General features: G+C 34.7%; 15 protein-coding genes. 7 read left to right on the top strand and 8 right to left on the bottom strand.

What is annotated here, in order from left to right; translation table 11 throughout:
* The first annotated feature begins 4 nt into the window (after nucleotides 1–4).
* The 4 genes from BC962_RS01125 to BC962_RS01110 all read left to right on the top strand — a co-directional run bounded on the left by BC962_RS01125 (nucleotide 5) and on the right by BC962_RS01110 (nucleotide 4200).
* Complete coding sequence (locus BC962_RS01125) at nucleotides 5–553, top strand: CopD family protein (protein ID WP_121344097.1); 549 nt, start codon at nucleotides 5–7, stop codon at nucleotides 551–553.
* Between the two features lie 47 nt (nucleotides 554–600).
* A complete protein-coding gene (locus tag BC962_RS01120; protein WP_121344096.1) occupies nucleotides 601–2064 on the top strand; it encodes a sensor histidine kinase in 1464 nt (487 codons plus the stop codon).
* A 188-nt stretch (nucleotides 2065–2252) separates the two neighbouring features.
* Nucleotides 2253–3035, top strand: a complete 783-nt coding sequence (locus BC962_RS01115; protein ID WP_121344095.1) for an enoyl-CoA hydratase/isomerase family protein — start codon at nucleotides 2253–2255, stop codon at nucleotides 3033–3035.
* Nucleotides 3036–3123: 88 nt separating this feature from the next.
* Nucleotides 3124–4200, top strand: a complete 1077-nt coding sequence (locus BC962_RS01110; RefSeq protein WP_121344094.1) for a PA0069 family radical SAM protein — start codon at nucleotides 3124–3126, stop codon at nucleotides 4198–4200.
* 10 nt (nucleotides 4201–4210) lie between these two features.
* Here BC962_RS01110 and BC962_RS01105 read toward each other — a convergent pair whose 3' ends face one another.
* A complete protein-coding gene (locus BC962_RS01105) occupies nucleotides 4211–4681 on the bottom strand; it encodes a hypothetical protein (protein WP_121344093.1) in 471 nt (156 codons plus the stop codon).
* A 97-nt stretch (nucleotides 4682–4778) separates the two neighbouring features.
* Entirely contained in the window at nucleotides 4779–5825 is a 1047-nt protein-coding gene (locus BC962_RS01100) for an endonuclease/exonuclease/phosphatase family protein (RefSeq protein WP_245983952.1), read from the bottom strand.
* Between the two features lie 126 nt (nucleotides 5826–5951).
* On the opposite strand from BC962_RS01100, the gene BC962_RS01095 reads away from it, so the two are divergent.
* The 3 genes from BC962_RS01095 (at nucleotide 5952) to BC962_RS01085 (ending at nucleotide 11352) form a co-directional block, all read left to right on the top strand.
* Nucleotides 5952–8762 carry a carboxypeptidase-like regulatory domain-containing protein gene (locus tag BC962_RS01095; RefSeq protein WP_121344092.1) on the top strand — a complete coding sequence of 937 codons (2811 nt, stop codon included), beginning with the start codon at nucleotides 5952–5954 and terminating at the stop codon, nucleotides 8760–8762.
* 20 nt (nucleotides 8763–8782) lie between these two features.
* Nucleotides 8783–10177, top strand: coding sequence for a DUF5689 domain-containing protein (locus tag BC962_RS01090; RefSeq protein ID WP_121344091.1), 1395 nt, complete (start codon nucleotides 8783–8785; stop codon nucleotides 10175–10177).
* A gap of 344 nt (nucleotides 10178–10521) precedes the next feature.
* Complete coding sequence (locus BC962_RS01085) at nucleotides 10522–11352, top strand: hypothetical protein (RefSeq protein WP_121344090.1); 831 nt, start codon at nucleotides 10522–10524, stop codon at nucleotides 11350–11352.
* A 237-nt stretch (nucleotides 11353–11589) separates the two neighbouring features.
* On the opposite strand, the gene hflX is transcribed toward BC962_RS01085, so the two are convergent.
* The 6 genes from hflX to BC962_RS01055 form a co-directional block, all read right to left on the bottom strand.
* Nucleotides 11590–12831 carry a GTPase HflX gene (gene hflX, locus BC962_RS01080; protein ID WP_121344089.1) on the bottom strand — a complete coding sequence of 414 codons (1242 nt, stop codon included), beginning with the start codon at nucleotides 12829–12831 and terminating at the stop codon, nucleotides 11590–11592.
* Between the two features lie 138 nt (nucleotides 12832–12969).
* A complete protein-coding gene (locus BC962_RS01075) occupies nucleotides 12970–13869 on the bottom strand; it encodes a DUF3078 domain-containing protein (protein WP_121344088.1) in 900 nt (299 codons plus the stop codon).
* Nucleotides 13870–13873: 4 nt separating this feature from the next.
* On the bottom strand, nucleotides 13874–14386 hold the full coding sequence (locus BC962_RS01070; RefSeq protein ID WP_121344087.1) for a DUF2480 family protein: 513 nt from the start codon (nucleotides 14384–14386) through the stop codon (nucleotides 13874–13876).
* 32 nt (nucleotides 14387–14418) lie between these two features.
* On the bottom strand, nucleotides 14419–14742 hold the full coding sequence (locus BC962_RS01065) for an SUF system Fe-S cluster assembly protein (RefSeq protein WP_121344086.1): 324 nt from the start codon (nucleotides 14740–14742) through the stop codon (nucleotides 14419–14421).
* A gap of 1 nt (nucleotide 14743) precedes the next feature.
* Nucleotides 14744–15166, bottom strand: a complete 423-nt coding sequence (locus BC962_RS01060; RefSeq protein ID WP_121344085.1) for a SufE family protein — start codon at nucleotides 15164–15166, stop codon at nucleotides 14744–14746.
* 38 nt (nucleotides 15167–15204) lie between these two features.
* Nucleotides 15205–15636: a hypothetical protein gene (locus BC962_RS01055; protein ID WP_147405600.1), complete on the bottom strand. Its 432-nt coding sequence runs from the start codon at nucleotides 15634–15636 to the stop codon at nucleotides 15205–15207.
* Nucleotides 15637–15677: the final 41 nt, after the last annotated feature.

The raw sequence follows: 15677 nt of genomic DNA, 5'->3' as shown, positions 1-15677 counted from the left end.
ATCAATGGAATATTACAATTACATTAAATCTCTTCATTTAATATTTATAATCACCTGGTTCGCGGGCTTGTTCTACATTCCGAGACTTTTTGTTTACCATATTGAGGCTGCAGCAAAACAAGAACCAGAACGTTCTATCTTGACAACCCAGCTAAAATTAATGACCAAACGGCTTTGGTATATTATTACTTGGCCTTCAGCAATATTAGCAAGTATCTTTGCTTTTTGGATGCTCTATTTAATGCCTGTGTGGGTAGAGCAAGATTGGATGCAAGTAAAACTGGGATTTGTAGTATTGTTATATGCATATCATTTTAAATGTCATTTGATCTTTAAAGAGATGCAAAATGATGTTATAAAATGGACTTCCAATCAAATGCGTCTATGGAATGAGGGGACTACATTGATATTGTTTTCAGTAATATTTTTAGTGATAGTTCGGGACGCTATTAACTGGATCTATGGGGTGCTTGGAATATTTTTGTTAGCAGGCATGTTGATGCTGGGTATTAAAATCTATAAACGCATACGTTCCAAAAACCCAAACGCCTAACATGGTGTGATAATTGATTATTTCAGAATAATTACTCGAAATACTATATGAGGCTTTTAAAACTATCTTTAAGAAACCGAATCTTCATTTCCATGATGTTGCTGGTTCTCGTAGCTTCTATACTTATCGCTGGCGTTACAGTTTTTCAATATAAACAGGAATCTGAAGATTATCACCGCGAACGTCTGGAACGAAAGGAGCAAGCAATTAGAGAGAATATAAAGTTTGTTTTAGAAGGAACAACGTACTTGGTGAATACAGAGAATATGCCTGCGATCCTTCAGGAAAACGATAAAATTTATGAGATCTCCCAAGTGCACGATATGCAGCTTAATGTGTACGATCTTAATGGGAAACTGCTTATAAAATCTAACGAATCATTCTTTAGGGACACTACCAATGTTCAGATCCCAAAGCATATTGTAAAAGAACTAGAAAATTCCCAAAAAAAACGATATTTAAAGAGATCTCAGGTAAATGACCAGAAATTTCAATCTTCTTATACTTATATAACCGACGTTAAATTTAAGCCGCTCGCGATCCTCTACTTGCCATATTTACAGGATGATGATCTGCTTCAGAAAGATCTTAATAATTTTTTGGTAAAATTAGGTGAGGTCTATCTATTTATGTTTTTAATAGCGATATTAATTTCGTATTTTCTTTCTAAATACATCACCAAATCTCTTAAGATCGTTTCTCAAAAGATCATTGAAACTCGTTTAGATAAACGCCTTCAAAAGATCCAAATAGATAACGCTTCAGAAGAGATCTACGCGCTGGTATCTGCATATAATAGCATGATAGACGAGTTGGAAGAAAGCGCAGTTAAGCTCGCTACAGGAGAGCGAGAACAAGCTTGGCGGGAAATGGCAAAACAAGTGGCACATGAAATAAAGAATCCGTTGACCCCGATGCGTTTAACAGTACAAAGTTTTCAAAGAAAATTTGATCCTGAGGATCCAACGGTGCATCAAAAAGTAGATGAATACACCAATACCCTTATTCATCAAATAGATACGATGAGTGCGATAGCATCTGCTTTTTCAAATTTTGCTAAGATGCCGGCACAACAAAATGAGATCTTGAATGTGCCAAAGATCGTTAAGTTGGCGTTGGATATTTTCAATGAAAATTACATGGTTTTTCATTCAGAAAAAGAAGAAATTTTAGCAAAATTTGATAGAACTCAGCTTATTAGAGTGGTTACTAATTTGGTAAAGAATGCTACACAAGCCTTACAGGAAGTAGAGAACCCTAAGATATTGGTCGAGGTTTCTGAAGATGAAACTATGGTTATTATTCGCGTTTCGGATAATGGAATTGGGATTTCAAAAGAGGATAAAGAAAAGGTCTTTGAACCTAAATTTACCACAAAATCTAGCGGCATGGGTCTTGGATTGGCGATGGTAAAAAATATAGTAGAAACCTATGATGGTGAGATCACCTTTATTTCTGAAAAGGATAAAGGGACTATCTTTACCGTAAAGTTTCCGAAGCAAAAGACATGAAAAACGGCATAAATATTAGTGTATTTAATGTGATGCTGAAACGAGTTAAGCATGATCACCATTCTAGAAAATAATACAGTCCCCCTGAACTTGTTTCCGGGCCTAAAATTATATTAACAGCTCGAGATGTGAAATTTAAAATTTAGGCTGTAAGTAAGAAATAATAAAAATCTAAAAATACATATATTATGAATTTTGAAAATATTTTAGTTGAAAATAATGAAGGTATCCTTCAAATTACAATAGACAGACCGTCTAAATTAAATGCTTTGAACAAAGCTACTATAGAGGAATTGCATGTAGCTTTTACAGAGGCAAAAGTAAATCAAGATGTAAAAGTGGTCATTTTAACGGGTAGTGGTGAAAAAGCATTCGTTGCGGGTGCAGATATTAGTGAGTTTTCAGATTTCTCTCCAGAAGAAGGAAAAGCACTTTCTGCTAAAGGTCAGGCAAATTTATTCGACTTTGTGGCCAATTTCCCTAAGCCAGTAATTGCCGCTGTAAACGGATTTGCACTTGGCGGCGGACTTGAACTTGCTATGGCAGCACATTTTAGAGTTGCTAGCGATAATGCAAAAATGGGACTTCCTGAAGTTTCCTTAGGAGTTATTCCAGGTTATGGTGGAACTCAAAGACTGCCACAATTAGTTGGGAAAGGAAGAGCTATGGAAATGATCATGACCGCTGGAATGATAGACGCTAACCAAGCTCTACAGTATAATTTGGTGAACCATGTAGTTTCTCAGGAAGAGCTACTGGACTTTGCTGAAAACCTAGCTGGAAAGATCATGCGGAATTCCTTAGTTGCAATAAGCTCTGCTATAAAAGCGGTAAACGCAAATTTTGAAACTGGTGTAAATGGTTTTGAAACAGAAATAAATGAATTTGGATGGTGCTTTGGGACTGAAGATTTTAAAGAAGGTACCTCCGCATTTTTAAACAAACGAAAAGCAAATTTCCCAGGAGAATAGTTATTAGTACTTTTTTCAATTTTAATTGAAATCATTATAAAAATATGGAATATTTCCTTTAAATAGGAATTATTCCATATTTTTGTTTATGGAAAAAGAAGAGATTTTCACTAAGGGCAGAGGCGCCCAGATTAATGTAGCCAATAAGTTTAGTGCGCTTAGTCATGAATTTAGAGATGACTTCCTAAACTACTGCGAAATGGAAGGAGATGAGGTTGCCAATTCTAAGACCAGCATTATAGACACTTTTCCTAAGACTATTATTAATAAAGTGATTAGCCCAGATATTGGAATGGAATATTCTCTGAATCCTTATCAAGGTTGTGAACATGGTTGCATATATTGTTACGCGCGTAATTCCCATGAATATTGGGGATACAGTGCAGGGATCGATTTTGAACAGAAAATTCTGGTTAAAAGGAATTCGGTAGCCTTGTTAGAAAAAAAGTTACAGAGTTCCAGATGGAAAGCTGTACCAATTGTGCTTTCCGGAAATACAGACTGTTATCAGCCGGTAGAAAAGAAGCTTGAGATTACAAGGCAGCTTTTAAAAACCTTTTTTAAATATAAACATCCTGTAGGCATTATCACTAAAAATTCCTTGTTGCTTCGAGATCTTGATATCTTGAGGGAATTAGCGAAAGATAATTTGGTGCAGGTTCATCTTTCTATCACTTCCCTAAATGAAGACACAAGACGATTACTAGAACCTAGAACTGCAACTATTAAAAAGCGACTAGAAACTCTGAAGAAATTAAGCGAAGCTGGGGTTCCGGTTAGTGTGATGATGGCTCCGATTATACCCGGAATAAATAGTCATGAAATTCTTCCTTTGGTAAAAGCTATTTCTGAAAAAGGCGCTTTGGGCGTGGGTTATACCATGGTGAGATTAAATGGTGCCATTGGAGGCATATTTTCTGACTGGATACAGAAAGCAATGCCAGATAGAGCAGAAAAAGTGCTGCATCAAATAGCCGAATGTCACGGTGGAAATTTAAACGATAGTGAGTTCGGCAGAAGAATGAAAGGTTCTGGAAACATAGCAGAACAGGTTTCTCAGCAATTTAAAATTGCCAGAAAGATGTATTTATCTGGAAGATCTACTCCAAAACTAAATTGTGAGCTGCATCAGCAATATAAAAATGGCCAAATGCAGCTTTTTTAATTGAAATATATTAAAAGCGGTATCCAACTTTAACATTTCCCCAAGGAGCAAATGTTTTTGCCATTGCGGGTCCTAGGTCTACTCCCAAATTAAATCCTTTTTCACCAAAATAACTTACTCCTATAGGAAGGTAAGCTACTAAAAGTCCATCATCCTCACTAGTACCCCAAATATCCAATGCTTTAGCAGAAATGATAGTTCCAGTAAGTCCTACATGAAATAACATTTTGGACACTTTTATTCCAGAAGGATAGTATTTAAAACCTGCTCCTACACTTGGAATACCAACACCTAGTTCTAAACTTATATTTTCTGAAACAACACGATCGTAAGTTATTCCAATTAACGGGGTAGTTCCTAAAATATTGAAGGAAATGGCATTTTTGCGCATTCCTTCGATCCCAGAAGTTGTTTCCTGTGCAATGCTGGTAAAAGAAATAAAAACAAAAGTAAAAATTAAGAGTAAATTGTTTTTGGTCATAATATTTGGGAACTTCTATCTGGAAATTCCTTAGCAAGGTATGTTAAAAACCTTAAGAAAATTAACATTTCTAATAAATATTGTTAAAAAATTATGATTATTCTTGTTTAACTAAATATATATAAACTGGAAAATGATCTGAAAAGCCACCAGTGTAGCCACTGTAATCGTAACTCCTAAAAGGATATCCACGAAATTGCCCGTTAAGGGTAATGAGATAATGCGAATTAAATATCCCTGCTTGATAAAATTGAAGCCCACCACGACTGCCTAATAAAGACTCAGAAACCAGTATCTGGTCGAATAAATTCCAGCTATCTCTATACGCTAAAGAACCTTTTCCTTGCTTTGCTAGGTTCTCCATAGGATTAAACATTTCTTGAGCAACGATGGTTTCCCGATTATTGCTCGTTTTTAAAACCTTTTTAAAGCTCTTATTGGTAGGGTCGTCATTAAAATCGCCCATACTAAGAATTTTAGCGAAAGGATCTTTTTGGTAAATGGAATCTATAATTTGTTTATTTAAATAAGCCGCCTTTTCTCTTCTGTAATTTGTTTTTGCCTCACCTCCGCTTCGGGATGGCCAATGATTTACAATTATATTGATGGCTTCTCCATTTAACGTTCCAGAAACAACTAATTGATCTCTTGTAAAGACCCTTTTGGTAGGATCTTCAAGTTCATAAAGCATTAATCTTCTAGATTGAGAATTGTCTGGTGTGAATAATGATCTTTGATATAGAAGTGCTACATCTACGCCACGACGGTCTGGAGAATCGTAATGAATTATTTGATAATTAAATTCTTCTAGAAGGGGATGACTCACCAAGTCTTCTAAAACCTGAAGATTTTCAATTTCACATAATCCTATGATCGCAGGGGCGGTTTTAGAATTGTCTAGACCAATTTCAGAAATGACCCTGGCAATATTCTTTAATTTATCATGATATTTTTCTAGGGTCCAAACATCTTTACCCAGAGGAGTTCTGTCGTCATCAAATGTTAGCGGATCATCTTCTGTATCGAATAGGTTTTCGACATTGTAAAACGCTATAGTATGTATATTATAATTTTTTCTTTCTTGTCCCAAGGAATAGTTTGTAGTTAATATCACCGTAACTATGGTAATTGCTAGCTTTCTCAAATTTATACAATTATCGGGAGTCTGTCTCATGAATTTTAAAAAGTTAAATTATTAGCGAATTTACATTTTTTATAAGTTCGAGATAATAAAAAGAGTATCTTAATTGCTGAAATTGAGCGATTTATAATGAAAAGCAGAAAGCTTTTATTATTACTGATGCTTTTTAGCATCCTCAAGATTTCTGCTCAAAACACCGCCCTTACAGGTTCCGTAGTGGACGCCTTGTCTAATGATCCTATTGCAGGGGCTCGCCTGAAATTGGAGGGCACAGCTTTTACTAAAATTTCAGAAACCGATGGTAGCTTTTCCTTTACCGATGGAACTTTAGAGTCTGCTTCCTATATTATAGAAGTTTCAAAACCCGGATATGTACTATTGAGAATTCCAATAAATCTAACTATTGGTCAGCTCAAACAGTTAGGTCAAATTCCTTTGCAACCCGATCTTATGAAGGAGCAAATTCAATTGGCTACTATCAGTTTGTCTGAATCTGAATTAAATGAATATCAAGGCGGGACAGATAATATTGCTGGCCTACTTCATGCATCTCGAGATGTTTTCCTGAATGCCGCCGCTTTCGATTTCAGCAGTACTTTTTTCAAACCCAGAGGTCTGGGTAGTGAATACGGAACGGTTTCTATAAATGGCTTAGAAATGAATAAGTTTTTTGATGGAAGACCACAATGGAGCACTTGGGGAGGATTAAATGACCTTCAAAGAAATCAGATCTTTGCAAATGGCTTGGTGCCTGGAGAAACAACATTTGGTGCGCTGGCAGGAAACACTAATATTATTATGCGAGCTTCCCAATATCCTAGAAGCACGAAAGTCTCCTATGCTGCAGCTAACAGGAGTTATACGGGAAGAATTATGGCAACCTATAGCTCAGGGGAAAAACCAGGAGGATGGTGGTATGCTTTAGGTTTAGCTAGAAGATTTGCAAATGAGGCGTATGTTGAAGGGACTTTATACGATGCTAACTCCTTTTTTATTTCCGCAGAAAAAAAGTTAAACTCAGAGCATAGCATAAATATTACAGGATTTTATACTCCGAATATTAGAGGGAAATCTTCTGCGAATACCCAAGAGGTTTTTGATCTTAAGGGTAGAAAATATAATTCTTTCTGGGGAATTCAGGACGGGGAAATAAGAAATAGCAGGATCAAAGAAGTAAAAGAGCCTGTTTTAATGCTGAATCACTTTTGGAAGCTTTCAGATAAAATTAAAATCAATAACAATATTGCTTACCAATTCGGTTCTACAGGAAATACCCATTTGGATTTCGGTGGGACTCGGTTGGTTACTCAAACAGATGGACAAGAAAGTTTTGTTGGTGGTGGGAGTAATCCAGATCCTTCCTATTATCAGAAATTACCAAGCTATTTTTTAAGATTTTCTGATGATCAAAATTTTGAAGCAGCGTATCGTTCGCAAAAAGATTTTCAGGATAACGGACAAATCAATTGGCGCGATCTTTATGCAGCAAATAGTATTTCTTTAAATAATGGTGGAAATTCTATTTATGTAATTGCTGAAGATAAAGTGGAAGATAGGCTGTGGATTGCAAATTCCATATTAACAGCCAATATTAACTCTTCAGTATTAATAAATGCGAAGCTTAAATTTTCATATTTAAACAGTGAGAATTATTCAGAAGTAAAAGACCTTTTAGGAGGAACGGGCTATCTGGATGTAGATTTCTTTTCTGAAGGGGATAGAGCTCAAAGCGATCTTTTGAACCCTAATAGAATTGCCTTTTTAAAAGAAAAATTTAAATATAACTTTAATTGGAAGGCTAGTTCTGCAGAAGCATTCATTAATACCTTAATGAGATCTCAAAAGTTAGATTCCTACATTACTCTCAATTTATCTCAGACAAATTACCAGCGTGAAGGATTGTATAAAAACGGCAATTTTCCGGAGAATTCCTTGGGAAATAGTAAAGCCCTTGAATTCACAGATTATGGCGCAAAGGCTGGAACTGTATGGAAAGTTACTGGAAGACATTTAATAGAATTTAATTCGGCATATTTAACTAAAGCTCCTGCTCTTAAAAACTCTTTTTCAAATTCCAGACAAAACAACAACGTAGTAGAAGGGATAAAAAGCGAAAATATTTACTCTGGAGATGTAAGTTATATTTTTAGAAGCCCTTTACTAAAAGTGAGATTTACTGGATATTATACCCAGATCAATAACGCTACCGAGATATCATTCTACTACGCAGATGGGCTTTCTGGTTTAGGAAGAAATAGTACAACAGCATTTGTGCAAGAGGTACTAACAGGGATAGATAAGCAACATTTAGGCTTTGAGTTGGGAGCCGAGACTCAAGTTACATCTACTTTAAAATTGAAGACTGCCATGGCGATTGGACAATTTATATATAACAATAATCCTAATTTAAAACTTACTTCAGACGATTTTATAGAAGCTCAAAATTATGGAGAATCAGCATTAAAAAATTACAGAATTGCGGGTGGTCCACAACGTGCTGCTCAAATTGGTTTTGAATATCGCGATCCAAATTATTGGTGGTTTGGCACTACGCTTAATTATTTTTCTCACGCATTTTCAGATGTTAGTCCTCTTAATAGAACCAACAATTTCGCTACAGATTCTGATGGCTTACCGCTGTTGGATTATGATGAGAATATGGCACGAGAACTCTTAAAACAGGAACAGTTTAAAGATTATTTTTTATTAAATGCTGTTGGTGGAAAGTCGTGGAGAATAAAGGATTATTATATCGGATTTTTTATGAGCATCAATAATATTTTGGATGAATTGTATAAAACCGGAGGCTTCGAACAATCTCGAAATGCAAATTTTAGAACCTTGAAAGCAGATAGAGATCGAGAACAGCCTGTCTTTGGCTCCAAATATTGGTATGGTACAGGTGCTTCCTATTATGGGAATGTATTCATAAGATTTTGAAATTAATAATATGAACGAAGATGGAGAGATTTAAAAAGTATAGTTTTTTAGGAGGATTAGTGGTAGTTCTATTTATGAACTCTTGTGTAAAAACCGATGATTTTAGTGTTCCTGAATCTAATATTACTGAAGATGGTTTTGAGGGAAATCTCACAAGTATTTCTGGCATAAAGGGCAATTATAATCCTACCACTGGAGATATTTACACTTTTAATAATACAGAGGCTTTCATTGAAGGTTTTGTGATCTCTAGCGATGAGGCTGGAAACTTTTATAAGAAATTAATAATACAGGATCGAGCTTCTAATCCAACTTCTGGAATTCAAATTTTAGTAGATAATACCTCCTTATTTTCAACTTACGAATTTGGTAGGAAGATCTATGTAAAGCTTGATGGCTTAAGTTTAGGGTTTAATAATGGGGTCTTTCAGTTAGGAATTCAAAACAGAGAAAATGTGGTAGCAATTCCATTATCGCTTTTAGATGAACATATCATCAGGTCTAGTATAACTTCAGAAATAGAACCTATTTCCTTGGATATTATAGAATTTAATGAAGCCTATCGCAATCTTTTTGTCCGGTTAGAAAATGTTCAATTCAACAAAAACCTAATTAGAGACGAGAAGCGATTTACCTTTGCTGCGGAGGTAACCGATAGATTTGACGGAGAACGGCAAATAGAGAGCTGTAGCACAGGAAGCACGAGTTTTCTAAGCACTAGTACCTTTTCAGACTTTAAATCCCTACTGCTACCTCAATTTTCAGGAAGTGTGGAAGGAGTTCTAACCCGTAATTTTTATGATGATCATTTTGTAGTAATTTTAAATTCACCAGAAGATCTACAATTTGATGAAGGATCAAGGTGCGATCCTGAGTTTTTAAAATGTGGTCAAAATGAAACCGTTGGGAATAAAGTTTTGTTTGAGGAGAATTTTGTTGGTATAAGTAATGAAAACATTTTAGATGGGCGAGGATGGACAAACGTAAATATCTATGGAGGAAATGAGCGTTTTGAAGATGGGATCTTAAATAGCGACAGATTTATTAGAATTTCTGCATATGGCACCTCAGAAAACCCTTTGGAGGCTTGGTTAATTACTCCAGCGATCAATCTTAATAATTCAGTAAATGAAATTTTAAGTGTAGATATTAAATCTTCTTATGATAATGGAGTATTATTATCTGTTCTAATTTCAAAAGCATTTACTGGGAATCCTCGTACTACAGAATGGCAACTTCTGGATGCCAATATTCCCATAGGGCCAAGTAACCAATATGGGCCTAGTTTCAAAAAATCTATGATAGATATTTCCTGCTTGGAAGGAACCATTCATGTTGCATTTAAATATCTTGGTGCGGCACCAGATAAAACCACCACTTACGATATAGATAATATTCGGATAACTGGAAATTAAACCCTTATTGAATTCAAATTCTTGACATGGCACCTGAGTATTTATATTTCTATTTGAAATTTCATTAGTTGAGGTACTTTAAGATTAATATAAATACTTAAGTAGTTTATATATTCCATGGTATTTACATAGGTTATTATTAATTATTTGTTAGATTCGCAATCGAAGGACCTTACTCCCTACTTCATTTTGACTTTCCTCTTTTCAATTATCCTAACAGAGGGTAAATGAATAATATTTTAGAATCAAGTTATAACCAACTAAACTCACCAGAACGTGTCCCTACTCCACGCTATTTCCATTAACCAAGACTTTTGGTAGCAATGCAAAACAAATAAAATGACATGAAAAATTTTTTGAGATTGACAATTATAAGTTTGCTTCTTTTTGGATGTAAATCCTATGTACAAGTTTTCAATACGAATTCATCCATCAAAACAGACGAAAAAGGATTCTATATTTCGGAAAACGACTCCGTAAAAATAACTTACAGCTTTTGGAAAGCTAAAGGTCTTATGACTTTCTCAATTTTCAACAAATTGGATAAACCACTATACATAGATTGGAAAAAATCAGCTTATATCGATAATTCTGTCAAATTAAAATATTGGAACGACGAAGAAAAAAGTAAATCAATAAGTAGCTATGGAAGTTACCTTTATGATGGTCCATTATTGAAACCAGGTTACGCAGTTAGTGCTAGTAGGGGCGCTTCAGTTTCTTCTACTGTGAAAGTTGAAAGAATCACCTTTATACCTCCAGCCTCAAATTACAACAGATCCCAATTTTTTATCTTACCAATACCCTTTTTCAAAATTGACACGAAAGCACGCTTTGAAGAAGTTACTAGAAATGACAACTTGAAAAAGACTACAAAGGTTTATAAAGTTGATTACACAAAGGAAAATTCGCCACTTGTATTTAGAAATTTCCTAACTTTTTCTACAACTGAAGATTTTGAAACGGAATTCTATGTTGATAATGAGTTTTATGTAGATGAAATATTAGAAATGGACGAGAGGCATTTTGGGCAATATAGGAAGGACGAAACAAAAAAAGGTGGTTATGATATTCGTGATGAAAACGGTGAATTACTACTGTTTTCAGATTACGAAAAACCAAGTTCATTCTATTTGCTAATTCCTAAAGAAGGGAGTCTTAAAAAAAGAAAATAAAGCCAAGATTTTCGGCTCTCAACCAGGTTTGTTTTAGTCGGTAAGAAAAGTACTTCGATAACCGACATAAGTCATATTAGTAACCGTTATAATTTGCGTTTAATTTAACCTTCGCAATTTGTGTTCCTTCGCAAGATCAAATATTCGCAATGATATAGATAATATTCGGATTACTGGAAATTAAAAGACCTGCTACAATATTAGTAACAGGTCTCTTATATAAGTTGTAAATAAAATTTATTCTTCCTCTTGATCCTCGGTGATTTCCTCGGTAATTGCTTCGTATTCAGGGTATAAGAGATTGTTGTAAGGAAATCTTTTAATATGGATCTCTCTTACGGTTTCGTAAACTTTCTTTCTGAATTCTTCCATGTTGTCATTATTCAATGCAGAAATGAATAAGACGTTATCACCCATTCTATTCATCCAGGTACGTTTCCATTCTTCTAAAGAGTAATGGGCTTCAGTATGCTCTGTAATAAGATCATCTTCTTCTATTTTATCTTCAACAAAAGCATCTATCTTGTTGAAAACCATAATAGTTGGTTTGTTATTACTCTTAATATCTGCCAAAGTCTGATTTACAGATTCTATGTGATCTTCAAAATTTGGATGTGAAATATCTACAATATGTAATAAAAGATCTGCTTCTCGTACTTCATCTAATGTAGATTTAAAGGATTCTACTAATTGAGTTGGCAGTTTTCTTATAAAACCTACTGTATCTGTTAAAAGAAAAGGCAAATTCCTGATAACAACTTTTCTAACTGTAGTATCTAAAGTCGCGAATAATTTATTTTCAGCAAAAACCTCGCTTTTGCTTATAACATTCATTAAAGTAGATTTCCCAACATTCGTATAACCAACCAATGCTACCCGAACCAAAGATCCACGGTTGCCTCGTTGCACGCCCATTTGCTTATCTATAGTCTCCAATTTCTTTTTAAGCAAGGAGATCTTATCACGAACGATACGTCTATCTGTCTCGATCTCTGTTTCCCCTGGCCCACGCATACCAATACCACCACGTTGACGCTCTAAGTGAGTCCACATACCTGCAAGTCTTGGTAATAAATATTGATATTGTGCTAGCTCTACCTGAGTTCTTGAATTACTAGTTTGAGCTCTTTGTGCAAAGATGTCCAATATGAGATTCGTTCTGTCAAGAATCTTACAATTAAGGATCTTTTCTATATTCTTTTGTTGTGCAGGAGAAAGCTCATCGTCAAAAATAGCAGTTCCCACATTATTAGCTTCAATAAATTGCCTAACATCTTCTATCTTTCCAGTACCAATAAATGTTTTTGGATTTGGCTTTTCCATTTTCTGGGTAAAGCGCTTTAGAACTTCACCACCGGCAGTATATGTTAGAAATTCAAGTTCATCTAAATATTCATTTAATTTATCTTCACTTTGCTTTTGGGTAACAACTCCAATAAGCACCGCTTTCTCGTATGTTAAATCATTCTTTTCTATCATAATCACAAAGTTACACAATAGATCGTAACCTAAATCTTAGAGAGCATTATTCAACAAAAATTTAACTATCAGTTTTAATCAAAAAAAAGATCCGGAGCAAGAGTTGCTCCGGATCTAATAATATTTTTATTTCTAGTATTAAAACTTATGGTTGATCCCAAGTCCAAAAACTTCTCTAATTTGAAAAGCTCCAACCGTGTTATCGTCATAAATTGCTTGGAAGATCACGTTCGCCGAAAGATATTTGTTAATGCTCATATTCACATTCAACAAATAATCTATATCTACGTTTCCTGGTTTATCTAAGTAATTAGAATATAAATTTAAACTGTGTTCAGCAGTTACATTTTCAAATAAAAACATTTTAGCTTGCACACCAATGGCTGCGCCAAATTCGAATCTAGTAGATTTTCCTTGGTCTACACCAAAATAATCTCCATCTACATAGCCTGGTAATGAGGTAAATTCATCATCTACAAATATAAGTCTGGCAGTTGCTGGAGCTATATTCACACTTAAATACTCATTATATTTCCATAAAAGTCCCGGCCCCGTTTGCAAGTATCCTGGAGAAAGAAAATGAGTGGTTTCCGTTCTTATTGTTTCTCCTGTCTCTGCATCTTCACTAAAGTCATATCCTTTTGTAAATTGTGATCTGAAGTTTAAGAAATAAGAATAATACCATTTACTTTCTTGGATCTGTTTTCCTGCAATAGAATTAAACTCAATTCTATCACTGGTCTTTCTTGCGAATTCATCATCCTTTAATTTGGTAAGACCGTAATTTGCAAGGATTCTGTTGTCCCAAGTGAAACCATCCATTCTATAGTTGAAATCATAATTCAACGTTAGATTTCCAGCAATACTAGATGTACCTCCGCCAGTCCATTCTTTATTGAAGGCAGATTGATTTAGTAGAAGCTGAATATTTCCTGTTTTATTCCACCCATTAGGTGGAACTTCTGGTGCTGTGTCGTCTTGTGCTTTAACAGTAGAGGAAGTAATTAGCACTAATAATGCAAGTAATAATCTTTTCATAATATCAAACGTTTTTGTTTTTAAACAACGGAACGGAAGAACATGCTTCCCCATATAAAATACTTTTTGCAACAGGTTGCAATTTCTCTATCAATAATAAGTAGGCGTTTTGTGGTACAGGTTTATGAGAACAACCTTTTACAATTATTGGTTTTCCTTTAAGGTCTGAGACATCGAGATCTTTAATGATCTCTGTATAAAGAATTGTTTCTAAAGTGTCCAGATCTCCAGTAACTACTTTTTTTGCATAGGCTTGCAAATGTGTAGAAAGCAGCATATATGCCCAAGCCGGAATTATAGCGTCTGTAGAACAGGTTAGTGCAATATATTTATCTTGATATTGGCTCCAATCGTGTGCCAATGCTTTTTCTCTAAAAACGGTTTCTCGCAAAACTAAACCTTCTAATAACCAATCTTTGATATCAAATAATGCACGCTCTCCTTTCGGATAAAAATCTTCTAAATCGAAGGTTACTAGCTTGCTATTCGAAACTCTATTTATAATTTCTGTAGACATAGTTATTTTGAAAAATTAATTAGTGGCAGATATTAAAGCATCCCTAGTTCTAATTTAGCTTCTTCACTCATTAGCTCCTGTGTCCATGGTGGATCGAAGGTGATCTCAACCTCACAATCTTTAACAGAATCTAAGGTTTTCACTTTATCTTCAACTTCTCTTGGTAAACTTTCTGCAACTGGGCAATTAGGTGTTGTAAGGGTCATTAAGATCTTAACTTCATAATCTGTATTTACCATTACATCGTAAATAAGCCCTAATTCATAAATATCTACTGGGATCTCTGGGTCGTAAATAGATTTTAAAACTCGTACTATTTTTTCTCCTAATTCCTGAGTGTTTATTTCTGTTTCCATCTTAATCTAATTGCGTTTGATATGCGATTGCATACATTTTTAATTGCTTGATCATGCTTACTAAACCATTCGCTCTTGTAGGAGAAAGATGTTCTTTAAGCCCTATTTCATCTATAAATTTATTGTCTGCTTCTAAAATATCTGTAGGATGCTGATTAGAATATGCACGAACAAGGATAGCTACAATTCCTTTTGTTATAATTGCATCACTATCTGCGGTAAAAGCAAGCTTATCTCCTTCGAGATCGGCATGTACCCAAACTTTACTCTGGCAGCCTTTAATTAAATTCTCGTCTACTTTATATTTTTCATCTATTAAAGGCAACGACTTTCCTAGCTCGATCATGTACTCGTATCTCTGCATCCAGTCATCAAACATAGAAAATTCATCTACGATCTCTTCTTGTATTTCCTTTATTGTCATTCCAGTAATTTTATGCAAAAGTACGATAACATGAGTTGCTATTCAACTGTTTCTCCCAATCTTAGTATAGCTTTAACCAATGATTTTAACTGGGAAGGGGGATTGCCATGATCAAATGAATTTGATGTGTAAACCTTATCTCCAATCTTTATTGTTAGAATAGCGTGGGCTGCACCATCAAATGTTCTTTTATCGCTTGGGGGTTTTAATTGGTTGATGTTAGGAACATCAATTTCTTTCATTTTCTCTATTAAATTATCCCAATCTTTTGCGGTCATTTTTGCTGAAGCTTTGGTTTCTGTACCCAAATTTTTTACCGCTTTGATCTCTTCTTTATTCAACGTGTAATTAGCTCTTGAGCCTCGGGTCATCGTTTCATATGTGAAACTGATGTCTTTGTTCTGTTCATTATTTTGAGAACAGGTTTCAGCCATTAAAATTGGAAATAGGAGTACGAATATAAATTTCATTGGAAGTGGTTTTAAATTGAAAATCGTAAAAATTAAGCAGG

Origin of the sequence: Gillisia mitskevichiae (assembly GCF_003634585.1) — a bacterium.
GTDB lineage: Bacteria > Bacteroidota > Bacteroidia > Flavobacteriales > Flavobacteriaceae > Gillisia > Gillisia mitskevichiae.
Note: the sequence above shows the minus strand (reverse complement) of the source record. Positions and strands in the feature narration are given on the sequence as shown.

What these genes read in the sequence shown, in the direction of transcription:
- BC962_RS01125 (WP_121344097.1), top strand. Translation starts at nt 5, where the DNA reads ATGGAATATTACAATTACATTAAATCTCTTCATTTAATATTTATAATC.
- BC962_RS01120 (WP_121344096.1), top strand. Translation starts at nt 601, where the DNA reads ATGAGGCTTTTAAAACTATCTTTAAGAAACCGAATCTTCATTTCCATG.
- BC962_RS01115 (WP_121344095.1), top strand. Translation starts at nt 2,253, where the DNA reads ATGAATTTTGAAAATATTTTAGTTGAAAATAATGAAGGTATCCTTCAA.
- BC962_RS01110 (WP_121344094.1), top strand. Translation starts at nt 3,124, where the DNA reads ATGGAAAAAGAAGAGATTTTCACTAAGGGCAGAGGCGCCCAGATTAAT.
- BC962_RS01105 (WP_121344093.1), bottom strand. Translation starts at nt 4,681, where the DNA reads ATGACCAAAAACAATTTACTCTTAATTTTTACTTTTGTTTTTATTTCT.
- BC962_RS01095 (WP_121344092.1), top strand. Translation starts at nt 5,952, where the DNA reads ATGAAAAGCAGAAAGCTTTTATTATTACTGATGCTTTTTAGCATCCTC.
- BC962_RS01090 (WP_121344091.1), top strand. Translation starts at nt 8,783, where the DNA reads ATGGAGAGATTTAAAAAGTATAGTTTTTTAGGAGGATTAGTGGTAGTT.
- BC962_RS01085 (WP_121344090.1), top strand. Translation starts at nt 10,522, where the DNA reads ATGAAAAATTTTTTGAGATTGACAATTATAAGTTTGCTTCTTTTTGGA.
- hflX (WP_121344089.1), bottom strand. Translation starts at nt 12,831, where the DNA reads ATGATAGAAAAGAATGATTTAACATACGAGAAAGCGGTGCTTATTGGA.
- BC962_RS01075 (WP_121344088.1), bottom strand. Translation starts at nt 13,869, where the DNA reads ATGAAAAGATTATTACTTGCATTATTAGTGCTAATTACTTCCTCTACT.
- BC962_RS01070 (WP_121344087.1), bottom strand. Translation starts at nt 14,386, where the DNA reads ATGTCTACAGAAATTATAAATAGAGTTTCGAATAGCAAGCTAGTAACC.
- BC962_RS01065 (WP_121344086.1), bottom strand. Translation starts at nt 14,742, where the DNA reads ATGGAAACAGAAATAAACACTCAGGAATTAGGAGAAAAAATAGTACGA.
- BC962_RS01060 (WP_121344085.1), bottom strand. Translation starts at nt 15,166, where the DNA reads ATGACAATAAAGGAAATACAAGAAGAGATCGTAGATGAATTTTCTATG.
- BC962_RS01055 (WP_147405600.1), bottom strand. Translation starts at nt 15,636, where the DNA reads ATGAAATTTATATTCGTACTCCTATTTCCAATTTTAATGGCTGAAACC.